Below are 22,512 nucleotides of genomic sequence, written 5' to 3'. Positions count from 1 at the left end.
CGTTATGCTTCCTCCTTGTAGGAAATCGTCATCTCATATTGACCGGGTTCGCTTCCCTGCATATGTAACGTATATTTAAGGACTAGTTTCCCTTGTTTGGCCTGCTCATCCCATTGATGATGTATCTTCTTCGCGGTCGTCCGTAATCCTAACCTGCCATATATACTTTCATAATGTCCATTTGTCGCTTCCTGCAGGCGGAAAAGCTGCCTCATTTTAATGGCACCATTCCTAAGCAGGATCGTTTCATCCAGTTTGTGCTTGATGGTCGTTTGTGTTTGACCGACTTCATTTTCCTCTTTATATTGCAAATATAAATCTGCACCTTTATACATTTTTGTACCAAATGTGACCAGCTCATACGTTTCCGTTTCTGAGCCGTGCTTGATTTTTGTCTGTAAAGTCACTTTAATAGCATGCTTATCTATATCATGAAGAGTCAAAGCTACACTTCCTTCATCATGTCGTTCTTAACTTTATAAGTATAAATATTCTTCAAGGAAGTTTCAACTTGGAGCGGAAAATAAAGTGTAAATCCAAAAATGTGAGGATAAACTGTCGAAATCCTGTTGTTGCAATTCATTTGATTTTAACGCAATAATGACTCATTGGGGCGGAATGTTCAAAAAGAGTCCTTAGATGTAAAATCCTTTTCCTGAATGGATAAAAAAAGACCATTCCCGCTAAAAAACAGGAACAGTCAAGTCTTCCATCATTAACCTTTTTGAACCCAGCCTAGAATCATTTCACGAATCAGCTTGCTCGCCGTGTTCGCAGTTTGCTCGGATGGATCATAAATCGGTGCCACTTCTACTAAATCGCAGCCGACCACATTAATTTCAGACCGTGCTATCTCATGAATCGAAGCTAAAAGCTCTTTGGAAGTGATACCTCCACAATCTACGGTGCCTGTTCCCGGCGCGTGCGCAGGATCAAGAACATCGATGTCGATCGTCACATATACAGGACGGCCAGCTAACTGCGGCAATACTTCTTTGAGAGGTTCAAGAACTTCAAATTTAGAGATGTGCATGCCATTTTCTTTTGCCCATTGGAATTCTTCCTTCAAACCGGAACGAATGCCGAAAGAGTATACATTTTTCGGGCCGATAAGTTCTGCGGATTTACGGATGATGGACGCATGGGAAAGCGGCTCTCCCTCATAATCCTCACGTAAATCTGTATGGGCATCCATATGGATGATGGCCATATCGGGATACTTTTTGAACATGGCTTTGATGACAGGCCATGTGACAAGGTGTTCCCCTCCCATACCTATTGGGAACTTACCTGCATCCAACAAGCTGTCGACGAATTTTTCAATCATATCGATACTGCGCTGCGGATTGCCGAATGGTAATGGAATATCCCCGGCATCGAAGAATTTAACTTCCTCTAATTCACGATCTAAATACGGGCTGTACTCTTCCAAACCAATCGAAACTTCACGGATCCGGGTAGGGCCGAAGCGAGAACCCGGACGGAAACTTACCGTCCAGTCCATCGGCATGCCGTATAGCACAGCTTCTGATTCCTCAAAAACAGGATGGCTTTTAATGAATACATTGCCTGAATAGGCTTCATCGAATTTCATTGCCCATGCCTCCCTTATTTCACTAAGTCTTGAACGAATTTAGGCAGAACGAAAGCTGCTTTATGAAGTTCTTTTGTATAATATTTCGTTTCCATTTCATGGAAACGGTCTTCAGTCACTTCTAATGGATTATATTTCTTCGATCCGATCGTGAACGCCCAAAGGCCGCTTGGATACGTCGGGATATTCGCTAAATACAGGCTCGTGATTGGGAATATTTCTTTCACATCACGTTGTACATCGCGAATTAAGTCCGCTTTAAACCAAGGATTGTCGGATTGCGCCACAAAAATCCCATCTTCTTTCAAAGCTTTGGAAATCCCTGCATAAAAACCTTTTGTGAATAAATTGACTGCAGGTCCTACAGGTTCAGTTGAGTCAACCATGATCACGTCATATTCATTTTCACTTTTGGCGATGTGCATGAAGCCATCCCCAACTTGTACGTCTACACGCGGATCTTCAAGCATGCCTGCAATTTCCGGCAGGTATTTCTTTGAGTATTCGATAACTTTCCCATCGATATCCACCAATGTAGCTTTTTTTACGCTTGGGTGTTTAAGGATTTCACGGATAACTCCTCCGTCCCCTCCTCCTACAACCAAAACGTTTTCTGGATTAGGATGGGTAAATAAAGGAACATGGGCTACCATTTCATGGTAAACGAATTCATCGCGCTGTGAAGTCATTACCATGTCATCCAGCAATAGCATATTGCCCCACTCTTCCGTTTCAATCATATCAAGCTTTTGAAACTCAGTTTGCTCCGTATGTAAAGTACGATTCACTTTCATCGTAATACCAAAGTTCTCTGTTTGTTTTTCAGTAAACCAAATGCTCATTTATTAACGCTCCTTTTCCATTTCATATTGTCAGTCACCTTATAGGTTCCCCAAAATCGGTATAGTCATTAGCTAGAAAAATTATAGACGAATCTAGCAGAATTGCAAGATAAATTTCTTAAATGCAGTTCTCATGTTTAAAATTTTCTTTTTTTTCCATAATAGTAATAGATAATAGATTCTTACCTGATAAGAGAGGTGAAAGCAATGGAATTGATTCCAAGCGAACGATTTAAAAGGACAACTAAATATGTACGGGCCTTCATTATCCTTGCCACAATCGGGCTGACAATACTCTTTGTATTGCTTCTCTCTTTACTGATTTATGCAAAAATATTAGGTCCGCCACCTTTGGTCGTGCCGCAGTCCACTCTCTATTATAGTGATAATGGAAATGTGATCGGTGAAACAGATAATGGCCAGAAACGTTATTGGGCCGGAATGGAGTCGATTTCACCACAGCTCATCAAGGCGACTGTCGCCGTCGAGGACCGCCAATTTTACACGCATTATGGATTTGATATAAAGCGGATCGGCGGTGCCATCCTTGCTGATATCAAGGCAATGTCCAAGGTCCAGGGTGCAAGCACCATTACCCAGCAGTATGCCAGGAACCTGTTTCTTGGGCATGACAAAACGTGGTCGCGTAAACTTAATGAGGCCTTTTATACGATACGTTTAGAAATGAACTACTCCAAAAAGGAAATTCTAGAAGGCTATTTAAATACGATTTACTATGGCCATGGCGCATATGGAGCCCAAGCTGCAAGTCAGTATTACTTTGGCAAGGATGCCAAGGATTTGACTCTTCCTGAAGCGAGCATGCTGGCCGGAATACCAAAAGGGCCGTCAAACTATTCTCCCTTGGATAACTTTGAAAAAGCGAAATCAAGGCAGAAAGTCGTCCTTCAAGCCATGAAAAGCAAAAACTACGTTTCAGGAAAGGATATCGCGGAAGCGCTGCGAACATCCCTTACATTGAAAGGGGAACATGGAACGGTCACCAAGAAGACCGCTCCCTATTTCCAGGATGCCGTCAAGCAGGCTTTAAAATCCCAGCTTCATTTAGATGACCGGACGATCGAGCTTGGCGGGCTTAAGGTCTATACTACACTGGACGAAACCCAGCAGGATGCTGCCGAAGAGGTCCTTTCCAATACCATACCCAAATCTTCAGGCATTCAAGCCTCGATAGTGGCAATGGATCCGGATACCGGGGAGGTCCGTGCACTGGTTGGAGGGAAGGATTACTCCGAGTCGCCATTCAATCGGGCTACACAGGCCGTTCGCCAGCCTGGTTCAACCATGAAGCCATTGCTATATTATTCAGCGCTGGAGAATGGTTTCACACCATCCACCACCTTAAAAAGCGAGACAACTACATTTTCTTTCGATGATGGTCACTCATCTTACACACCGCATAATTACAACCATCAATATGCGGAAGGCGAAATCACGATGGCCCAGGCCATTGCTCTTTCCGATAATATCTTCGCCGTAAAAACGCACTTGTTCCTTGGGGAACAGTCATTGGTCGATACGGCGCGTCGATTCGGAATCACGGCAAAGATGGATGCAGTCCCTTCCCTGGCACTCGGTACGTCAGGTGTTAGGGCGATTGAAATGGTGAACGCCTACAGCATTCTGGCTAACGGCGGCAAGAAGGTTGAACCCGTGTTTATCAAAAAAGTTGAAAATCAAAAAGGTGAAGTGATTTTTGATGAAAATGAGAAACCGGAACAGATTCTGGATGAGGACAAGGCATTTGTCATGACCCAGATGCTTACAGGTGTTTTCGATGAAACGTTAAATGGCTATACGAAAGTGACCGGCAGCACCATCAGTTCCCAGCTGACCCGCCCATATGCGGGCAAATCAGGCTCCACCCCGACGGATAGTTGGATGATCGGTTACACGCCGGAGCTTGTAGCAGGAGTATGGACTGGATATGATCAAGGCAAAAAGATCGAGATCCCTGCTGAAAAAGGCTATGCAAAGAAAATCTGGGCTTCCTATATGGAAAAGGGGCTACAAGGGAAACCGGCAAAATCGTTTAAGGAAACCGAAAACGTAATCGGGGTGAACGTGAATCCCGTAAGCGGAAAATTGGCCACAAAGGATTGTCCTGTCTCAAGAATGACTTATTATGTTAAAGGAACCGAACCTGTCGAATACTGTGCCGAGCACTTTAAGGGTGAGAATCCGAAACATGCCCCAAAAGAAGAAGAACATAAAAAGGCCCCGTGGTATAAGAAAGTCTTAAAACCTTGGGGATAACGAAAAACCCCCGAAGCCTAGAGCGGCTTCGGGGGTTTTTCTGTCCTAGTTCCACAGTGACTAAACTGCTGTCTTTAAGTTTACTGATTTTATCGCTTTCCTACAAGTGCATTTTTCACTAAACTTAACATTTCATCCATTAAACGAGATTCAAACCGTCAATGACTCCTTCAGCTGATCTGAAGAACGCTCCCACATTCCCGCATCATGGTTTCTCAGGAAATCTGCAAGCACACGTTTTGATTTATCGTCCATGTCCTCAACGATGATTTTTCGTTTTAGCGATTTATCCATCCGGTTAACATGCTCCGGGAGCGATTTGTAACCGCGTCTAATTGACCTGTCGACCGTCATTTCACATGCTGTCACACCTGCATAGTGCGGACCGTTTTGAGTGGCTTCAATGGTCACCCAAACAAGCCAATAAGGTTTGGCATTCGGGACTTCCTCTTTAGTCTTTAAAAACTTGATCCCCTTTTCCACTGCACTTCTTGCATGCATCGCACCGATATCGACCTCTGCTTCACCTGCATCCACATCGATGATGACCGGAGAAATATTATCGAGCGTTAATACCCCTGCTCCATATCCGCCATGACCTTCTGTTGGGTCGTTTTTTATAATATTGAAGCCTACCTTTTTCTTTGGTTGTTCTTCCATGTTCGTATCCCCCTTTATTGTTTGTCATTCCTTATTATTGGTTAAAAAAACAAAAGTGAAAAAAATTGACTCAAGATGCCTCCTACAAATTCTCTACCAGTATTCAAAATCGGGCTTATTGTATATTGGCTCAACGGTGTGATGATCAGGATCAAAAAAATAAGCGAGCCGTATTGTTCATACTGGGTCATTTTTGCCCGCAAGTCTGCTGAAACAAGATCCTGAATGATCCTATAGCCATCGAGCGGCGGCAGCGGTAACAGATTAAATACAAATAAAAGGACATTTAAATTTATGAGTATATTTAAGAAAGGCTCGACGAAAAACGGTAAATCAGGTCCAACGCCTGCGGCAATCAACCCGTAAAAAATTAAAAACCCTAGCATTGCAACAATCAAATTACTGAACGGACCGGCAAAAGAGACGAGCACTCCTGCCAATTTAGGGTTCTTGAAATGAAAACGATTGACCGGTACAGGTCTCGCCCAACCAAATCCGGCTATTAATATCAGTAACGTCCCGATCGGATCCAGATGGGAAATCGGATTTAATGTGACTCTTCCTTCATTCTTGGCAGTAGGGTCACCGAACTTATAGGCCACATAAGCATGGGAAAATTCATGGACCGTAAATGCGATTAACAGTGACACAATGACATACGGAAGCTGTTCCAAAGGATAAGCCAAAAACCCTCTTATTTGTTCAATGAATTCCATCGATAGCTTCTCCCCCAATGTTTATTACCGTTAGTATACATCAAAAGTTCAAGAAGTGAAAAAACTCTGACTTCCGTGTCTTGCAATTCTTTTTCCATTGTGAAACACTACAAGATAAGAGAGGAAGGGGGGGGAAAAGAGATGCCATATGTAACAGTCAAAATGCTTGAAGGCCGTACAGACGAACAAAAAAAGGCTTTAGTCGAAAAGGTGACTGCAGCCGTGACGGAAACAACTGGAGCACCAGCTGAAGCCGTGACGATTTTCATTGAAGAAATGTCAAAAAATCATTTAGCAGTAGCCGGTGTCCGTAAAAGCGATTTATAAGATTTACATAATGGGGAAAAGCTAAGCCATCAATTCGGCTTAGCTTTTGTTTTTAACTGCTCAATATATTCATATGCCTCATCAATTTCTTCAAGCGTATATTTTTGTTTGCTTTTCAGCGTAAAAATTTTCTCGGTGACTTCTTCTTTTTCAAGCGTGTCGAAGTATAATACCGTTGAAACCAGTTCCAAAAACCTGGCATTCTGTTCGTTCATATCCTGTAAGCATGCCTCAAGTGCCGGCATCTCCACTTCCTGTATGGATAGGAAATCCTGGCCGGCATCCGTTATCGAATAACAATATTGATAATAGCCTGCTTTTTTTTCCCTTACTTCATTCAAGTAGCCCATTTCGCAGAGCTCTTCAATCCGTAAGGTCAATTCCTCCGAGTACGGTCCATAAAAATGAAACTGAAACTTTTCATGAAATGGGAAGGAAAGCTTCTTCGCAATATAAACGATTTTTTGTAATTTTTTCCGACCCGAGATTTCACCGGCAGTAGAAATTGCATTGATTATGTTTGCATGATCCTTAAACAAGGCTCGTCACTCCTCACCAAAAATGTACCATTTCAATCCGATAGCTCCAAAAGCTTACGAATCTGTTTTTTTATATTTTTCTTCGTAGATTCATCACGCAATAAATCCGCTGGATAATACAACTTATGATCCGTTCTTCTTTTCCCTGAAATTGCATCGACAATTTCGGATTCACGTGATAATTCACGAATTTCGCCATTATTTTTAAGCAAGTGAATCGGAAGTCTCTCCTCTTCCTCACCTGGCCGGTAAAAATCATACGGCAGATCTGATGAGGAATCGACGACAAGATAATAATCCGGATCGATGCCTGCCTTCTTGAATAGCGTCCTTAATTCCATCAATCTGTTCATTTGACTGTTCGATGGATGGAATTCCACATATTTAAATAGTTTACGGTTAACGAAGCGAGTGCATAAATCTTTTAAAATCGAATCGTTTTCCCCTTCCCATGCTTCGAAATAATAGAGCATCACCGATTCATCCATTTTCAAATAGTCCGTTAAAGTCACTTCTCCCTTGAACAATGAATAAAAATGGTGCGGTTCTTGAGCAAACTCATAACCGGATTCATATAAATGTTTCGCTCTATGTAGAATCTTGGTAAGTATGACTTCCGCACTTCTCGTAACTGGATGGAAATAAACCTGCCAATACATTTGGTAGCGACTCATGATATAATCCTCAACCGCATGCATCCCGCTTTGCTTTATGACGGCATGTTCTTCCCTTGGCCTCATCACACGCAAAAGCCTTTCCATATCGAAATGTCCATAACTCACGCCAGTGAAATAAGCATCACGCTGTAAATAGTCCATTCTATCAGCATCGATCTGACTTGAAATCAGGCTGACTACTAATTTCCCTTTATAGGTTTTCGCAATGACTTCTGCCACTTTTTTTGGAAAATCACGCCCAACTCTAAGGAGGATCTTATTCACTTCCGTATCGCCGACGATTATCTGCTGTGTGAATTGCTCATGATCCAGATCAAACACTTTTTCAAAAGAATGAGAGAAAGGACCATGACCCAAATCATGCAGGAGGGCTGCGCACAAGGATAGTAACCGTTCCTCTGGTTTCCATTCCGCCCTGCCCTCGAAAACATCATCCACGATTCTCCGGACAATCTCATATACTCCAAGCGAATGGCTAAGCCGACTATGTTCCGCACCATGAAAGGTTAAATAAGTCGTTCCCAGCTGTTTGATCCTTCGAAGCCGCTGGAATTCCTTCGTCCCTATTAAATCCCATATAACCCGGTCACGAACATGTATATATCGGTGCACCGGATCCTTGAATACTTTTTCTTCTTGTAATTTTTCGCCGGAATATTCCATGAACTACCCTCTTTTTCATAATCTCGATGCACTCATTATAGCGTGTTTTGACAAAAAACCCTAACTTCCACCTTGCTAGAAAGAGGGGTCATTTTGTAAGAAAACGGAAGTTTCAGTCTGGTTTTGTCTCGAAAATAAGGAAATAAAAAATCACCGCAGTGTGTCGAACCTGGGTGATGATTACTTGTTCCATATATCATAAGAAACAATCCACTCTAACTATATATCATGGATCCTACTTTAGTTTTTTATTGATTTTATCCAGTAACTCGTCTTCTGTCGGTGCAGCAACCGGACGGTTATTGACAAAGGCAAAAGACTTCTTTCTGCCAGGACCGCAATAGGATTGGCAGCCCACTTCAATTTTCGCGTCGGGATCAAGCTTTTCAAGGCGCGGGATCAATGTTTTTATGTTTACCGCCAAGCAGTCATCGCACACTCTGAATTCATTGGGCATCCTCCGGTCACCATCCTTTCCATGACAAACTATATTTTATCCATTTATATGACTAAAGGGTATTTTACCGTTTCTATTTATGAATATCAAGAGGGCTGGATGATGTGAAAAGGATGTAATTAATCAAAAAACTAGTATCCTTTTAACCTTTTTGTATAAAAAATCCAGATTTTGTCCAAAATGCTAGTAGAACACTCCATAAATCACTGCCACACGATATTTTATATAGTTATTTATTTTAAAAGTTACCAGAAAGGGAGTATGTAGAAATGAAGGTTCGTCAAGATGCCTGGACAGAAGAAGATGATTTGCTTTTGGCAGAAACGGTATTACGCCATGTGCGGGAAGGCAGCACTCAGCTTAATGCTTTTGAAGAGGTAGGGGATAAGTTGAATCGCACCTCTGCAGCATGCGGATTCCGCTGGAATGCAGTTGTCCGCCATAATTATGATAAAGCGCTATCACTCGCCAAGAAACAGCGTAAGCAGCGGCAAAGGATCCTTGGAAAAGATCAAGGAGGGAAAAAACGGCTTCTTTATACACCGCCGTCCCCAACGATTTCCGACATAATGGTTCCCCATGTGCAAGAAGAGGAACTAGAGTTGAAATCCGAAGTCGATACTACCAATTATGAAGCAGCAGAGGAATTCGTTGTGGCAGAAGCCCTCGCTCCTAAGACACAGCACACACCAGTATCTTTGGAAACGGCCATCAGCCTTGATACCGTCATCGCCTATTTGGAATCCATGAACGGGCGCATGCTTCAAGCCGAAGTATTAAAAACCGAAAATGAAAGATTGAAGCTTGAAATTAAAGGGCTGAAAAAGCGAAACGAAGATTTGGAGAATAAAATCAGCCACCTGGAACAAAACAGCGGCTTGATGCAGGAAGATTATGAAACTTTGATGAATATCATGAATCGAGCAAGAAAGCTGGTCTTGTTAGAGGAAGAGGAACGTCCGGCCACTAAGTTCAAGATGGACCGGAATGGCAACTTGGAAAAAATGGCCGAGTAATAAGATAATGTGGGGTTCTGTTATATAGATCAACCACATGCCAGAGGCCATTTCCCCCATGTTTATCCGAAAAAGGGAGCCAACAAGGCTCTTTTTTTCATTGTTTCAAGAAACATGGAATAATATCTCCTATCATACAGTCCTTTTACAGTTTCAGTGAATGCTAAAGTCGTATTTACTGAAAAAAGCCGTTCCTGACTTAATGGAACGGCTTCTTTCATATCAACCCTTTAATGTATCGAATACTTTATCATTGCGTTCCACCACTCTCGTCAAGTACGCCTCATACAACGGCCATTCCTGAACGGAAAGTGTGTCAGAGAATATCCTTTCGCTATGTTCCTTCAATACTTGAAGGAATCTGAGCATCACGTCTTGAACACTCAATTGCACACCCAACAATTCGGATAGGGAAGCCATTACCGAGGGGACGATATCAGGATAAGTGAATTTGGTTTCTGCATTTCCTTTAGCTGCATCATAAAAACCCTTCACGAGACTGGCACGCTCAGCCCCGCTTCCATTGACACACAAATAGATTTGCACCGCTACGCCATTGCGGATCCTGCGTTGGGATATACCGGCAAACTTTTGCCCATTTATACTTAAATCATAACTGCCAGGACAATAGGAACCGACGATTTCCCTCGCCTCCATCTTGACTGGAAAATCGGAAAACATCAATTGGACAAGCTTCCACATCGCATCATATCCACGATTGATTTCAATTTTCTGCTCGTTTTCAGGAAAAATGAGCGAAAAATTAAGGACCCCCTCATCCAGAACGACTGCTAGCCCTCCGGAATTCCTCACGATGGCCTGAAAACCATGTCCTTCCAAATGTTCCAAACCCTTTTTAAGAAAAGGCAACTTCGTATCCTGTATACCCATGACTATGGTTCGGTGGTGTACCCACGCCCTGGCTACGGCCGCTGATTTACCTGACCCTACGGAGGCGCAAAATGTATCATCCATCGCAAAGGACTCCAGAGCAGGAAACTGAGGTCCAACGGAAGATTGATCAATAATCCTCCACTCTTGCTGCATTAATAATGAATCTGTTTCACCCATATGAATCTCCCTCTACATTTAATCCTCAAGCTGCCTATTGATACTGCGCCACAAATCCCTGTGCCGCTGTAATGACAGCCAGTTTATATACATCCTCTTCACTGCATCCCCTCGAAAGGTCATTCACCGGACGATTCAGCCCCTGAAGGATCGGGCCGACCGCTTCGAAGCCACCCAAGCGCTGGACCATCTTATAGCTAATGTTCCCTGCTTCGAGACTTGGGAAAATAAAAACATTTGCATCCCCCTGAATAAGGGAATCCGGTGCTTTTTTCCTTGCTACCGAAGGAACGAAGGCCGCGTCAAACTGAAATTCCCCATCAAGAATGACTTCAGGGTCCATTTCTTTTGCCAAATCGACGGCATCAACCACTTTTAAGGTCTCGGGGGATGTTGCCGATCCCTTTGTCGAAAAGCTCAGCATCGCCACACGCGGTTCGATATCGAACATTTGTGCAGTCTTCGCACTTTCTATAGCAATTTCAGCCAGGTCCTGGAAATCGGGGTTTATATTGATCGCACAATCCGCGAATACATATTTTTCTTCATCCCGGACCATGATGAACACTCCCGAGGTTTTTTGGACGCCTGGTTTTGTTTTAATGATCTTTAAGGCTGGACGAACCGTATCGGCAGTCGAATGCGTTGCGCCACTAACCATTCCATGTGCCAGTTTCATATGGACGAGCATGGTTCCAAAATAGTTCTCATCCATTAAGATTTCACGTGCTTGTATATCGGTCGCTTTACCATCACGGACCTTCACGAAGGCTTCAACCATTTCATCCATCTTGATATAATTCTTCGGATCATATATTTCGATTGCATCAAGGGAGATTTTTAGATCTTTTGCCTTCTCTTGAATCAACCCGATATCCCCGATCAATACCGGTGTCACCAGTTTAGCCTTGGCAAGCCTGCCTGCCGCTCCCAAAATCCGTTCATCCAACCCTTCTGGAAAAACGATCTTTAAATTATGCCCCATAATTTTCGATTCCAATATTTCAAATAAATCGCTCACTGGCTCTTCCTCCTTTTAGATACGTTTCCCCCATTTTTTCTATATTTAACCATCCGTTAAAATCCATTGTCGTCTTCTTTTAAGAATACTCCAGCAGCCAGGTAAATTCCAGCCATCCGCAAATTTGAAAAATGCAGAAACACCGAAAAACAGTGATGGTGTTTGCGGGTTGATATAAATTTCCTTATACTGAAACTATGTTATATTAAAGTTATAATAAGACTTAGGAGTGATCGTAATGAGTGAAGCAGCACAAACACTGGACGGCTGGTATTGTTTACATGATTTCCGTCTGATCGACTGGGCTTCTTGGAAAACGTTATCAAGTGACGAACGCCAATTGGCCATCTCAGAATTCCAAGGTTTACTGGATAAATGGAATATGACACAAAGCGACAATGAAGGCAGCCATGCCCTATATTCCATCGTTGGTCAGAAAGCGGACTTCATGCTTATGTTTGCCCGCCCAACCATGGAAGAATTGAATGCAATCGAAAACGAATTCAACAAAACGAAGCTTGCCGAATATACAATTCCCGCTTATTCATACGTTTCCGTCGTGGAATTAAGCAATTACTTAGCTGGCGGAGATGGTGAGGATCCTTATCAGAACCCCCATGTTCGTTCCAGACTTTATCCGATACTACCAAAAGCGAAACATGTATGCTTCTATCCAATGGACAAGCGTCGTGATGGCGATGATAACTGGTATATGCTTTCCATGGAAGAGCGCAAAGGCTTAATGCGTTCCCACGGCTTGATTGGCCGCAGTTATGCCGGTAAAGTAAAACAAATCATTTCGGGTTCTGTCGGTTTTGACGATTATGAATGGGGCGTGACTCTATTCGCAGATGATGTCCTTCAATTTAAAAAATTAATCTATGAAATGCGTTTTGATGAAGTGAGTGCACGTTACGCTGCATTTGGTTCTTTCTTTGTAGGCAATATCCTGCCTGAAGAAAATGTATCTTCATTCCTATACGTATAAGGCTGTGGGCTTCCGGTTTTCCGGAAGCTTTTTTTGCGTCCGCTCCTTTTTATTTTCCCCTGCTGTGGAATAATTCCAATCCTCATCCCATACATTTTCAATAGTGATGAATTTATTTTTTCACAGTCCCATTCAGCTTCAGGAAAATCGATCAAGGCAAGTCCTGACTCCAGCGAGGTGAAGGAACGTTACTTCTATTCATTAGCCGGCAAGAGGATATGGCTTATATCATGAACGGCAGCCGTTATGTATCGCTTAACATTCATTGTGGTTTTTTAAGCCACCCGGGGATTGTCCAGAAAACATATACAATACTACCGGTCGCTATAAATCGCACTGTTTCTCCCAGTCCATACTCTCGGATTGTCCAAATTCCACAGCATCAACTAAACCTTGAATTCAGGAGGGAATGCAATGTCACAAAATAATCCTTATGGTAATTACCCGTACGGAGGAAGCCCTTATTACCCCTATGAAAATAATGAGCCTGAACTAAGGCAGCAGAATCCTAACCAGCAGCAAGGATTCCCGCAGCAAGGATTCCCGCAGCAAGGATTCCAACAACCACCATACCAGCCACAACAGCCCACTATGGCAGGCACGCCACAACAAATGCCGATGACGATGGGGCAACCCCCTTCCGGACCGCAGATACCTGGCATGCTTCCGGTCGAACAATCATACATCGAGAACATCTTGCGTTTGAATAAAGGGAAATTGGTCACTGTTTATACAACGTTTGAAAACAACAAGGAATGGAATGCCAAGATCTTCAAAGGAATCATTGAGGCTGCAGGACGCGATCATTTAATCATAAGCGACCCTCAAACGGGAAAACGATACTTAATCCCGATGGTATACTTAGATTATATAACGTTTGATGAAGAAATCGAATATGAATATCCATTTGGAGGCGCTGGGCTTGCCACCTATTCGCCAAGGTGAAGAAAATCCACTAAAGAAGAGCCTCAGAATCTATTTGATTCTGAGGCTCTTTTTATATTGGAATGACTTTTTCCAAAAAAGGCTGATCTAAGAAAATCAGCTAATTCCATTACAAGTATTTATATGCAGCAATGATCATTAAGACCCAAGCGACCAAGAATGAAACCCCGCCAAGCGGTGTGATGGCACCAAGGACTTTGATTTGCGTAACGCTTAGAACGAATAGGCTTCCGGAAAACAGGATAATTCCTATTAGCATAAGCCAGCCGGACCAGTTGATCAGCGGACTAGAAATTTTCCCAGCCAATAAACCGAGTACCAATAAACCCACCGCATGGAACATTTGATATTGAACAGCGGTTTGCCAAGTTTCCAAATATTTATCAGGAATTTTCCCTTCCAGTCCGTGTGCACCGAATGCACCTAGTGCCACAGCTATAAACCCATTCAATGCACCTAAAATGATGAACAGTTTCAATGATTTCGCTCCCCTTCCCTAACTTAAAAATCGAACAAGGACTCCCCATTGGCCTCATCCATTTTAACCGGCTCTACATTCGGTGTAGCCGACATGACGGGCTGGGTCAATGTGATTGGCTTCGGTATGCTGATGTTCGCAGCTTTTTCATCAACCATCACTTCACAAAGGGACTTAATGGCAATTACATACCCCTGCACCTTATCCTCTGAATTTGCCTGTTTCGCTTTTATAGCAAGCTCTTCGATTTTATCTAACATTTGTCTTGATGAAATATCCAACTTTACCACCTCGTCTATATACAGGTCAAAACTATCATAACTAGCATAGCAAAAATCGGAGAAGAATACACCTTGCATATTTCCTACCTTTTCATTGGCTTGTCTTGAAATTTCAAGCATGGCTGTCCTGAAGAATGGAAAACATCAAGAGAAGGCTGGTTTGATGTTTTGAATTGAAAAGCACGGCAGCCCTTTGGAAAACTGGGATCCCAAGTTATATAGAAATGGCGGCACGCCCTACAATTCACCCGTTTCGTTTTCTTGCCGATATCATCGGTTCGGGATTTTCCAATCAATTGGGGATTCCCCCATTTCCATCAGCAATTGATTTGTTTTGGAAAAAGGTCTGGTGCCAAAGAAACCACGGGAAGCCGACAGCGGACTCGGATGTACGGACTTAATGATTTTATGGCGGGTTTCATCAATCAAAGGCATTTTGGTTTGAGCTGGTTTCCCCCACAGGATGAATACAACCGGTTTCGGACGGTCATTCAATAGGCGAATAACTTGATTCGTAAAGATTTCCCACCCTTTTCCGCGGTGTGAGTGCGCCTCTCCCTCACGGACAGTCAAGACGGTATTCAATAGAAGCACTCCCTGTTTTGCCCATTCGGCCAGGTAACCATTATCCGGAACCTCATAGCCAAGATCAGTGTGTAACTCTTTAAAGATATTTCTTAAAGAAGGTGGGATGCGAACCTCCGGCTTAACTGAAAAACTAAGGCCATGCGCCTGACCCTGGCCATGGTAAGGGTCCTGTCCAAGGATGACGACCTTTACATCTTCAAAAGGAGTATAGTGAAGCGCATTGAAAATATCGTCCTGATCCGGATGAATGACTTGCTGACTGTACTCTTGCTTTATAAATCCCCATAGCTCCTGGTAATATTCTTTATTGAATTCCTCTTTCAATAGAGGCCACCAATCATTTGTTAAAAACTGCTTTGCCATCTGCCACAGCCCCTTTCCACTTTTTGAAACTACTATATTATATCAAACTTCATAGCCTTGCCTTTTTCCATAGATTACGATTTATGTTTCCATATACCCTAAAAGTGGGAAAATAGAAAGTTAGCAAGCAATTTAACCATGTTGGAGGCTTCCCTATGAAAAAATGGTACAAAAGAAAACGATTTTATCTGCTTGTCAGCATTTTGATCGTCCTTGCAATCGTCATTGCCTATAACAGCTACAAGCCACTCCCCGATGGCATTTCTTATGAAGGGAAGGTTCATCATGTCGAGGATATCGATTTCATCTATGATCTATCCTATCACGATGAACAAGGGAATCTGCAACATGAGCAGCGAATTTTCCAAACCATAAATCAAGCCATAGAGGAGGCTGATTCTTATATCGTAATCGATATGTTTTTGTTTAATGCTTTTTATGATGAAAAGATAAACTTCCCGAAATTAACCGAGACACTGAAGGATAATCTGGTTGAACAGAAGAAAAAGAAACCTGACCTCCAGGTTATATTCATTACTGATGAAGTGAATACTTCCTATAATGCCTACCAGTTAGAGGCATTGGAAACGATGAAGAAAAATGGAATTGATGTCATTGTTACCAACTTAGACCGCCTCCGGGATCCGAATCCTCTCTATTCAGGTGTGTATCGGACCTTTTTCCAATGGTTCGGTGAAAGCGGGAAAGGCTGGATTGTCAATCCAATGGCTAAAAGCGCACCAAAGGTCACCTTGCGTTCCTATCTTAGACTGATGAATATCAAAGCCAATCACAGAAAAGTGGTCGCGACTGAAAAAACGGCCATCATCTCATCCGCCAATCCTCATGACGCAAGTGGATTCCATTCCAATATTGCTTTCCAGATGGACGGGAATATCATCGGCGATTTTGTTAAAGCCGAAGAAGCCGCTTCGAAATTCTCGGGAGGACCAAAGCCATTTCCTGAGTTCAAGGAGACATCAGCAGATAAAGGACCGATATCGGTACAACTGCTAACGGAAGGAAAAATCAATAAACATGTCCTAACGGCAATTAAGGATGCTGAAAATGGGGACAAGATCCATCTTGCCATGTTCTACATTGCCGATCGCGAGGTTGTCGAGGCATTAACGGATGCAGCTAAACGGGGTGTGAAGATTGAAATGATATTGGATCCGAATCAAAACGCATTCGGAAGTGAAAAAATCGGGCTGCCCAATCTTCCGGTTGCCGCCGAATTCGAAAAACTGGGGGATGAAAACATCTCGATCCGCTGGTACAAAACAGATAAAGAACAGTTCCATACAAAATTGATGATGATCCAAAGGGCTAATGAAACCGTTATTCTTGGAGGATCGGCTAATTATACTTCACGTAATCTAGATGACTATAATCTTGAAGCGAATGTTGAAATCCATGCTCCAAATGATGCGGACGTTTCCAAGGATGTCGATAGCTACTTCCATAGACTCTGGACAAATCAAAACGGAACATACACGGTGGATTACAGTGAATACCAAAAGAAACTGCCTGTCTTCAAATACTTGACCTACCGCATACAGAAGGTATTCCGCTTCACCACTTACTAAATATTCTTCGATATAAATGTTTATCAGAGCCCAAATGAGGTTATATAATACTATAGCCAACAAATAACTGTAATAAGCAAGATTCCATTTACCTATATTCAAGAGAATCTTAATAAAATTCAAGGAGGAGTTTATATGTATCAAGTACATGTAGTGGAAAACGGTTTACAAGCAAAGGAAAAAATCGATGAATTAGTTACATCAGGTTATACGAAAGACGATGTATATTTGTTTGCCCATGATAAAACCCGTTCTAAACACCTTACCGAGAATACAAATACAGAAGGTGTAGGCATGAAGGAACAAGGTTTCCTTGATACCGTCGGAAATCTCTTTAAATCACGCGGAGATGAACTTCGTAATCGAATGAGCAACCTTGGCCTTAGTGATATGGAGGCAGAACGTTACGAGGAAGTGCTTGACGAAGGAAAAGTAGTCATCGTTGCTTCCAAACAAGATAATAAAGACGGGGTTACACACTAAAACCCGATACCATTACCCTATATGGATTCATAAAAAACGAGGCTCCTTAACCGGCTGCCTCGTTTTTTATAATCATTATCCCAGGATGCTTTGGTACGCGGCCTTTGCATGGACCATGTCCTTCGTACCGTGAATCAACGCCCGGCCATCCTTGAAAATGACGATACGTTCCCCAGCTTTTTCACAGGAAAGAAGAAATGGATTGAATTTCACCAAATAACCGCTGCCGTCCAGATCTTTGGCTAATTTCTCGAGTTGCAGTTCCAAAGGTTTTGGCGGTCTTACCTGTACAGTATCCCTCCCGCAAAGAACAGCCGTTTTCGTTGCATTTTCCATTGTTAAAAAGGGGTATGTCCTCTGCTCTCCGCATGAGAGACAATCTTTCTTTTTCGCTTTTGTCAATTTAACGGTTTGGTATTGATTTCTCCACAGATCAAAAGAAACAAGTGCAGGCCGTACCGATTCCCAATCTTCAACAAGGATTTTCAAAGCTTCGGCAGTTTGGTGTGCCACTACCATCGTTACAGCTGGTGATATGATCCCTCCTGTGTCACAGGTCATTCCTTGAATCGGAATCGCTTTAAGCAAACAGTGCAAACATGGAGTCTGCCCGGGAAGGATCGTCAAAGTCATCCCTACGCTCCCAACACATGCCCCATAAATCCACGGTATATGAAGCTTTTGTGATAAATCATTAATAATCATCCGTGTCTCAAAATTATCGGTTGCATCCAATATCAAATCAACATCACCAACCAGCTGTTCGAGGTTCTGGGCAGTTGCGTCCATGATGATGGCATTCACTTCAACTTCATGGTTGATATCAAATAAATGACGCTTTGCCGCTTCTGCTTTTGGCAGTTTCTCCGCGACATCCCGTTCCGTATACATTTGCTGGCGCTGTAAATTACTGGTCTCGACATAATCCCTGTCGACAATGGTAAGCTTCCCTACTCCTGCACGAGTAAGGGCCTCGGCATTAGCAGATCCCAAAGCCCCTGCACCAAGTAGCAAGACATGCTTCTTCATAATCTTCAATTGTCCCCCTTCACCAACGGGGGCGAATAAAGTCTGCCTTGAATATCGCTCTTTCACCGTGAACCCTCCCTTCCGGACGCTTTTAGCCACCACTTACTGGCGGAATGAATGCAACTGTATCTCCATCAGATAAAATCGTGTCATCATCGGCAAATTCTTCATTGACCGCTGTCATCACGGTTTCAAGACCCTCCAATTGAAAATCCACCTTCATCTTTCCTTTTAGCTGGGCAACACTCATTCCATTTCCTTCTATAGAAAGAGTCTCTTTGCCTAGCTCATCTTTCAGTTGGGCAAATAAAAGTACATTAATCATCAATATCCCCCTCTTCCGGTTTCCCTGATGGATATGGAACGGTTTCCAACTGGTTTCCTACCCATGTCTCCCCATCTTCCCAGTGTTCTTTTTTCCAAATCGGAACGATTTCTTTAATTCTTTCAATCGCATACCTGTTCGCCTCATATGCATCATTTCGATGTGGCGTACTAACGGCAATAACCACTGCGATATCCGTGATTTCAAGTTTACCTACACGATGGGTGATCGCCGTTTCTGCATCAGGCCAACGCTCCTTGATCTCAGATCCGATTTGCTCCAATTTCTTGATGGCCATCGGTACATACGCTTCGTAAATTAAGAAGAGAGTCTTTTTTCCTTTCGTCATTTCCCTCACTGTACCAATAAAGGTCGTGACGGCACCTGCATTTCGACTGACTACTTTATCAATCACTTCCTGGATGACAATCGGTTCTTTTGAAATATTATAATTCATGTCTACCATCCTTTATATTTAATTCAGTTTGATCAATATAACCTGCCTCTTGATAATCTTCCTTCGTATTCATATTGAAAAAAATGTAGTGAAAATGTTCAGGATTCTCGCGATATAACTTAAAGTCGGTTTCTTTCATGATTTTCACTGAAATCTTTTCCAAGAATAGACTCATTTTTACTTCATGTTTTAATAAACACTCCGTCAGTACAGGAAGACACCTTTTATGGTAAACAGCAAAAAGCGGCTGGAGCCTGCCATTTATTTCTGGAATGACAGCATCGAATCCAGGTTCATAATGGGAAATGATATCCTTTATGGCATCTGCACTCACAAACGGCATATCACACGCCGCAAGGAACTGAAGCTCCGTTTTCGATGAGGTCAACCCTGCATGCAATCCGCCAAGAGGTCCTTGATCTTTATGTAAATCCTGAATTAGCGGAAGTTGCAGAAAATGATATTCTTCAAATGTATTCGTAATGACCATAATGTTTTCTGACACCTTTTTCAATTCGGATGCCACTCTTGAAATGTTCACAACGCCGCCTATGGTCAAAAGTGCCTTATTCACTCCCATACGGCTTGATTTCCCACCAGCTAAAAGCAACATTGTCCATTCCATAAGAATCAACCTCCCTTTTTTGGGTTTAATCCAGGATCGAACGGTAAAGCTATACTAAATGTGTGTCTCCACTATATTAAATATTTTAAATCAACTTTGAAAATAATGACACTTCCACAAACTTCGCTTTTCCTACCAAAAGGTGGAAGTGGGATCCGAGGCTAAAAATGCTGGCTGCCCATCCATTCAATTCCCTTAATTCGAGGTCCGAAAAATGACTTATGCGAGGCGATTGCACTTCCTTCTCCAAGACACTCATATTAGGCTGAAAACTAAGTTTTACATAAAAGAAATTTTGGTATATTCTAAAAATAGGATATTAACTGGTATGCTGATAATATCGATATCTAATTCTCCTGAGGAGGTCACATAATGACTATGAAAAGAGCTATGACAGTTGCCGGATCTGATTCGAGCGGCGGCGCGGGACTTCAAGCAGATTTAAAGACATTCCAAGAATTCGGCGTTTACGGCATGTCCGCTTTAACCACAATCGTGACGATGGATCCGAAGAATGGCTGGGCCCATAATGTATTCCCTACACCGGTCGAAGTTTTGGAAGCCCAAATCGAAACGATTCTATCAATCGGCATTGATGCCATGAAAACGGGAATGCTTGGATCAGTGGAAATCATTGAACTTGTTGCCCGTAAAATAGATGAGTTGAAGCTGGACAAAGTCGTAATCGATCCAGTTATGGTATGTAAAGGCGAAGATGAAGTATTGCACCCTGAAACGGCTGTAGCTCTGCGCGAATTGCTTGTTCCACGTGCAACTGTAGTCACGCCTAACCTGTTCGAGGCCGCTCAGTTAGCGGGAACTGCGCCTATCAAGACGATTGATGATATGAGGGCTGCAGCTGAAAAGATTCATGCGCTTGGTGCAAAATATGTCTTGATCAAAGGCGGTAATAAGCTGGATCATGATAAAGCCATAGACCTTTTATTTGATGGACAAGAATTTGAAATCCTTGAATCGGAAAAAATCGAAACGACCAATACACATGGTGCCGGCTGTTCATCTTCTGCAGCCATCGCAGCTCAGCTGGCTGAAGGGAAAAGCCCTCGTGAGGCTATCCTCATTTCTAAAGACTTCATCACCGAGGCGGTTCGCCATTCTTGGAAGATGAATGACTATGTCGGTCCGGTCAATCATGGTGCATACCATAAATATGGAATTGCTGAAGAAACACAAAAATAAAACATCAAGTTTAAAGGCCGCTCAAATTCATCGAGCGGCCTTTTTCGCTTTTTTTGTTTTTATTTAGTAAAATAGAAAGAAGGAAAAGCTTATCTAGCCGCCCAGTTAAGGAGGAAATTATCGAATGAAACCAATAGACCGTACAGAGGTGCAAAATGCCATTGATTCTTTCGCCGGACAAGATGTATATCTTCACCTTGAAACGACAAATGGTGCCTATGCCACTCATGTAGATGAAGCTTTCTTTTCGGCAGGTGCTTATATTCGTAACGCTTTTATACAGTATGAACATGGCAAGATAGTTGGGGATGGACCCTACCGCGTCGGCTTGAAGCTCAATATTGGCTGGGTATATGCAGAAGGCGTTAACCATTTCGAAATCGATGAACAGGGGAGGTTGCTATTGGCAGGCCTTGATTTTTCCGGAAAGCTTGCTGTCTCCATGCAGCTCAGTCCCACTCCCTTTGAATGATGACAACTTTCTTGATATATATCATATAATTCCGATGATAACTCCCATTCACCGATAACATACTCACTGTAAGTAGAACGGAAGGAGAAATATACCTTGGAAAAAGAACGCCATGTATTAGTTATATTCCCACATCCCGATGATGAAGCCTTCTCGGTCTCCGGAACGCTTGCCCTTCATAGAGAAGCGGGCACTCCTGTCACCTATTTATGCTTAACTTTAGGAGAAATGGGACGTAATTTAGGAAACCCTCCATTCGCAACAAGGGAATCGCTCCCTAAAATTCGGAAAAAGGAATTAATCGATGCAGCAAATGCGATTGGCATCCAAGATTTACGCATGCTTGGATTGCGTGATAAGACAATTGAATTCGAAGATGATGAAAAGCTGACTTCATTATTTACCGATGCCATCAATGAATTGAATCCTTCATTGATCATTACGTTTTACCCAGGATACAGTGTCCATCCAGACCATGAAGCGACAGCACGGGCTGTAGTTCGGGCCGTGGAAAGAATGGAAGAGAAAGAGAGACCTAAACTTCATTGTGTCGCCTTCTCGAATAACTGCATTGACGAATTGGGACAGCCTGACATCATTCATGATATCTCTGCCGTCGAAGAAAAAAAGGTAGCTGCATTCACTGCCCACCGTTCGCAAACGCAGGCAATGGTGATCGATTGGAAAGAGAAATTCGAAAACCAGGATGCAGATTTTCTAGACTGGATCCGCAAAGAAAGATTATGGACCTATAAATTTCAAGAAAACCGCCAATAAGGCGGTTTTCTTTTGTTTATGGCATAAAAAAAACGCCTGTGGATTACAGGCG

General features: G+C 42.7%; 27 protein-coding genes. 10 read left to right on the top strand and 17 right to left on the bottom strand.

The features are described 5' to 3' along the window. Positions 1-2: 2 nt before the first annotated feature. From ACIQ0C_RS15095 to speE, 3 genes are all read right to left on the bottom strand, one after another. On the bottom strand, positions 3-443 hold the full coding sequence (locus ACIQ0C_RS15095) for a YwiB family protein (protein WP_403061317.1): 441 nt from the start codon (positions 441-443) through the stop codon (positions 3-5). A gap of 272 nt (positions 444-715) precedes the next feature. Continuing rightward, positions 716-1,594 (bottom strand): agmatinase, encoded by an 879-nt coding sequence (speB, locus tag ACIQ0C_RS15090; protein WP_106027204.1) that lies wholly within the window; start codon positions 1,592-1,594, stop codon positions 716-718. A 14-nt stretch (positions 1,595-1,608) separates the two neighbouring features. After that, on the bottom strand, positions 1,609-2,436 hold the full coding sequence (gene speE, locus ACIQ0C_RS15085; RefSeq protein ID WP_034315891.1) for a spermidine synthase: 828 nt from the start codon (positions 2,434-2,436) through the stop codon (positions 1,609-1,611). Positions 2,437-2,643: 207 nt separating this feature from the next. Between speE and ACIQ0C_RS15080 the strand changes: the two genes are divergently transcribed. Then, positions 2,644-4,713: a transglycosylase domain-containing protein gene (locus tag ACIQ0C_RS15080; protein ID WP_402835660.1), complete on the top strand. Its 2,070-nt coding sequence runs from the start codon at positions 2,644-2,646 to the stop codon at positions 4,711-4,713. Between the two features lie 150 nt (positions 4,714-4,863). Here ACIQ0C_RS15080 and ACIQ0C_RS15075 read toward each other — a convergent pair whose 3' ends face one another. Then, entirely contained in the window at positions 4,864-5,373 is a 510-nt protein-coding gene (locus tag ACIQ0C_RS15075) for a YwhD family protein (RefSeq protein ID WP_402835658.1), read from the bottom strand. A 41-nt stretch (positions 5,374-5,414) separates the two neighbouring features. Further along, complete coding sequence (locus ACIQ0C_RS15070; RefSeq protein WP_403061313.1) at positions 5,415-6,089, bottom strand: site-2 protease family protein; 675 nt, start codon at positions 6,087-6,089, stop codon at positions 5,415-5,417. Between the two features lie 141 nt (positions 6,090-6,230). Here ACIQ0C_RS15070 and ACIQ0C_RS15065 point away from each other — a divergent pair, with 141 nt between their 5' ends. Beyond that, positions 6,231-6,416 carry a 2-hydroxymuconate tautomerase gene (locus tag ACIQ0C_RS15065; protein ID WP_034315897.1) on the top strand — a complete coding sequence of 62 codons (186 nt, stop codon included), beginning with the start codon at positions 6,231-6,233 and terminating at the stop codon, positions 6,414-6,416. Positions 6,417-6,445: 29 nt separating this feature from the next. On the opposite strand, the gene ACIQ0C_RS15060 is transcribed toward ACIQ0C_RS15065, so the two are convergent. The 3 genes from ACIQ0C_RS15060 to ACIQ0C_RS15050 all read right to left on the bottom strand — a co-directional run bounded on the left by ACIQ0C_RS15060 (position 6,446) and on the right by ACIQ0C_RS15050 (position 8,752). After that, positions 6,446-6,955 (bottom strand): YwgA family protein, encoded by a 510-nt coding sequence (locus tag ACIQ0C_RS15060; RefSeq protein WP_034315899.1) that lies wholly within the window; start codon positions 6,953-6,955, stop codon positions 6,446-6,448. Between the two features lie 32 nt (positions 6,956-6,987). After that, complete coding sequence (locus ACIQ0C_RS15055; RefSeq protein WP_403061310.1) at positions 6,988-8,295, bottom strand: HD domain-containing protein; 1,308 nt, start codon at positions 8,293-8,295, stop codon at positions 6,988-6,990. A 235-nt stretch (positions 8,296-8,530) separates the two neighbouring features. Then, a complete protein-coding gene (locus tag ACIQ0C_RS15050) occupies positions 8,531-8,752 on the bottom strand; it encodes a YuzB family protein (RefSeq protein WP_403061307.1) in 222 nt (73 codons plus the stop codon). A 269-nt stretch (positions 8,753-9,021) separates the two neighbouring features. On the opposite strand from ACIQ0C_RS15050, the gene ACIQ0C_RS15045 reads away from it, so the two are divergent. Beyond that, complete coding sequence (locus ACIQ0C_RS15045; protein WP_402835652.1) at positions 9,022-9,768, top strand: RsfA family transcriptional regulator; 747 nt, start codon at positions 9,022-9,024, stop codon at positions 9,766-9,768. Positions 9,769-9,990: 222 nt separating this feature from the next. Here ACIQ0C_RS15045 and lipL read toward each other — a convergent pair whose 3' ends face one another. Both lipL and pta read right to left on the bottom strand, forming a co-directional pair. Continuing rightward, complete coding sequence (gene lipL / locus ACIQ0C_RS15040) at positions 9,991-10,839, bottom strand: octanoyl-[GcvH]:protein N-octanoyltransferase (protein ID WP_403061304.1); 849 nt, start codon at positions 10,837-10,839, stop codon at positions 9,991-9,993. 34 nt (positions 10,840-10,873) lie between these two features. After that, positions 10,874-11,860 (bottom strand): phosphate acetyltransferase, encoded by a 987-nt coding sequence (gene pta / locus ACIQ0C_RS15035; RefSeq protein ID WP_403061301.1) that lies wholly within the window; start codon positions 11,858-11,860, stop codon positions 10,874-10,876. 238 nt (positions 11,861-12,098) lie between these two features. On the opposite strand from pta, the gene hemQ reads away from it, so the two are divergent. Further along, positions 12,099-12,848 (top strand): hydrogen peroxide-dependent heme synthase, encoded by a 750-nt coding sequence (gene hemQ / locus ACIQ0C_RS15030; protein ID WP_053536913.1) that lies wholly within the window; start codon positions 12,099-12,101, stop codon positions 12,846-12,848. Positions 12,849-13,262: 414 nt separating this feature from the next. Next, on the top strand, positions 13,263-13,793 hold the full coding sequence (gerQ, locus tag ACIQ0C_RS15025; RefSeq protein ID WP_403061298.1) for a spore coat protein GerQ: 531 nt from the start codon (positions 13,263-13,265) through the stop codon (positions 13,791-13,793). Positions 13,794-13,902: 109 nt separating this feature from the next. Here the strand turns inward: gerQ and ACIQ0C_RS15020 are convergent, their stop codons facing one another. The 3 genes from ACIQ0C_RS15020 to ACIQ0C_RS15010 all read right to left on the bottom strand — a co-directional run bounded on the left by ACIQ0C_RS15020 (position 13,903) and on the right by ACIQ0C_RS15010 (position 15,503). Then, positions 13,903-14,271: a DUF423 domain-containing protein gene (locus tag ACIQ0C_RS15020; protein ID WP_054398573.1), complete on the bottom strand. Its 369-nt coding sequence runs from the start codon at positions 14,269-14,271 to the stop codon at positions 13,903-13,905. A 23-nt stretch (positions 14,272-14,294) separates the two neighbouring features. Further along, complete coding sequence (locus ACIQ0C_RS15015) at positions 14,295-14,552, bottom strand: YwdI family protein (protein WP_403061296.1); 258 nt, start codon at positions 14,550-14,552, stop codon at positions 14,295-14,297. A gap of 270 nt (positions 14,553-14,822) precedes the next feature. After that, entirely contained in the window at positions 14,823-15,503 is a 681-nt protein-coding gene (locus tag ACIQ0C_RS15010) for a uracil-DNA glycosylase (protein ID WP_403061293.1), read from the bottom strand. 155 nt (positions 15,504-15,658) lie between these two features. On the opposite strand from ACIQ0C_RS15010, the gene ACIQ0C_RS15005 reads away from it, so the two are divergent. Together ACIQ0C_RS15005 and ACIQ0C_RS15000 are read left to right on the top strand one after the other, a co-directional pair. Beyond that, a complete protein-coding gene (locus tag ACIQ0C_RS15005) occupies positions 15,659-17,092 on the top strand; it encodes a phospholipase D family protein (RefSeq protein WP_403061290.1) in 1,434 nt (477 codons plus the stop codon). 135 nt (positions 17,093-17,227) lie between these two features. Further along, positions 17,228-17,575, top strand: coding sequence for a YflT domain-containing protein (locus tag ACIQ0C_RS15000; protein ID WP_053536921.1), 348 nt, complete (start codon positions 17,228-17,230; stop codon positions 17,573-17,575). 75 nt (positions 17,576-17,650) lie between these two features. On the opposite strand, the gene ACIQ0C_RS14995 is transcribed toward ACIQ0C_RS15000, so the two are convergent. From ACIQ0C_RS14995 to mobA, 4 genes are read right to left on the bottom strand one after another with little or no spacing between them, the layout of a single operon-like run. Continuing rightward, positions 17,651-18,670 (bottom strand): MoeB/ThiF family adenylyltransferase, encoded by a 1,020-nt coding sequence (locus tag ACIQ0C_RS14995; protein ID WP_402835634.1) that lies wholly within the window; start codon positions 18,668-18,670, stop codon positions 17,651-17,653. 25 nt (positions 18,671-18,695) lie between these two features. After that, positions 18,696-18,929: a molybdopterin converting factor subunit 1 gene (moaD, locus tag ACIQ0C_RS14990; protein WP_063234202.1), complete on the bottom strand. Its 234-nt coding sequence runs from the start codon at positions 18,927-18,929 to the stop codon at positions 18,696-18,698. Continuing rightward, positions 18,922-19,386, bottom strand: coding sequence for a molybdenum cofactor biosynthesis protein MoaE (locus tag ACIQ0C_RS14985; protein WP_053536924.1), 465 nt, complete (start codon positions 19,384-19,386; stop codon positions 18,922-18,924). The genes moaD and ACIQ0C_RS14985 overlap by 8 nt, the downstream gene beginning before the upstream one ends. Beyond that, the gene (gene mobA / locus ACIQ0C_RS14980; RefSeq protein WP_403061287.1) at positions 19,376-20,011 is read right to left on the bottom strand and encodes a molybdenum cofactor guanylyltransferase; all 636 of its coding nucleotides are present in this window, start codon (positions 20,009-20,011) and stop codon (positions 19,376-19,378) included. The genes ACIQ0C_RS14985 and mobA overlap by 11 nt, the downstream gene beginning before the upstream one ends. Positions 20,012-20,383: 372 nt before the next feature. Between mobA and pdxK the strand changes: the two genes are divergently transcribed. The 3 genes from pdxK to bshB2 all read left to right on the top strand — a co-directional run bounded on the left by pdxK (position 20,384) and on the right by bshB2 (position 22,460). Next, positions 20,384-21,211 carry a pyridoxine/pyridoxal/pyridoxamine kinase gene (gene pdxK / locus ACIQ0C_RS14975; protein WP_403061284.1) on the top strand — a complete coding sequence of 276 codons (828 nt, stop codon included), beginning with the start codon at positions 20,384-20,386 and terminating at the stop codon, positions 21,209-21,211. Positions 21,212-21,335: 124 nt separating this feature from the next. Continuing rightward, positions 21,336-21,683 carry a YojF family protein gene (locus ACIQ0C_RS14970; protein WP_403061281.1) on the top strand — a complete coding sequence of 116 codons (348 nt, stop codon included), beginning with the start codon at positions 21,336-21,338 and terminating at the stop codon, positions 21,681-21,683. A gap of 96 nt (positions 21,684-21,779) precedes the next feature. After that, positions 21,780-22,460, top strand: a complete 681-nt coding sequence (gene bshB2 / locus ACIQ0C_RS14965) for a bacillithiol biosynthesis deacetylase BshB2 (RefSeq protein ID WP_402835625.1) — start codon at positions 21,780-21,782, stop codon at positions 22,458-22,460. Positions 22,461-22,512 lie beyond the last annotated feature (52 nt).

The sequence above is a fragment of the Peribacillus sp. NPDC096448 genome, from assembly GCF_044762675.1.
Taxonomy (GTDB): domain Bacteria; phylum Bacillota; class Bacilli; order Bacillales; family DSM-1321; genus Peribacillus; species Peribacillus frigoritolerans_B.
The sequence above is the reverse complement of the archived record's forward strand: the minus strand, read 5'-3'. Positions and strand labels throughout refer to the sequence as shown.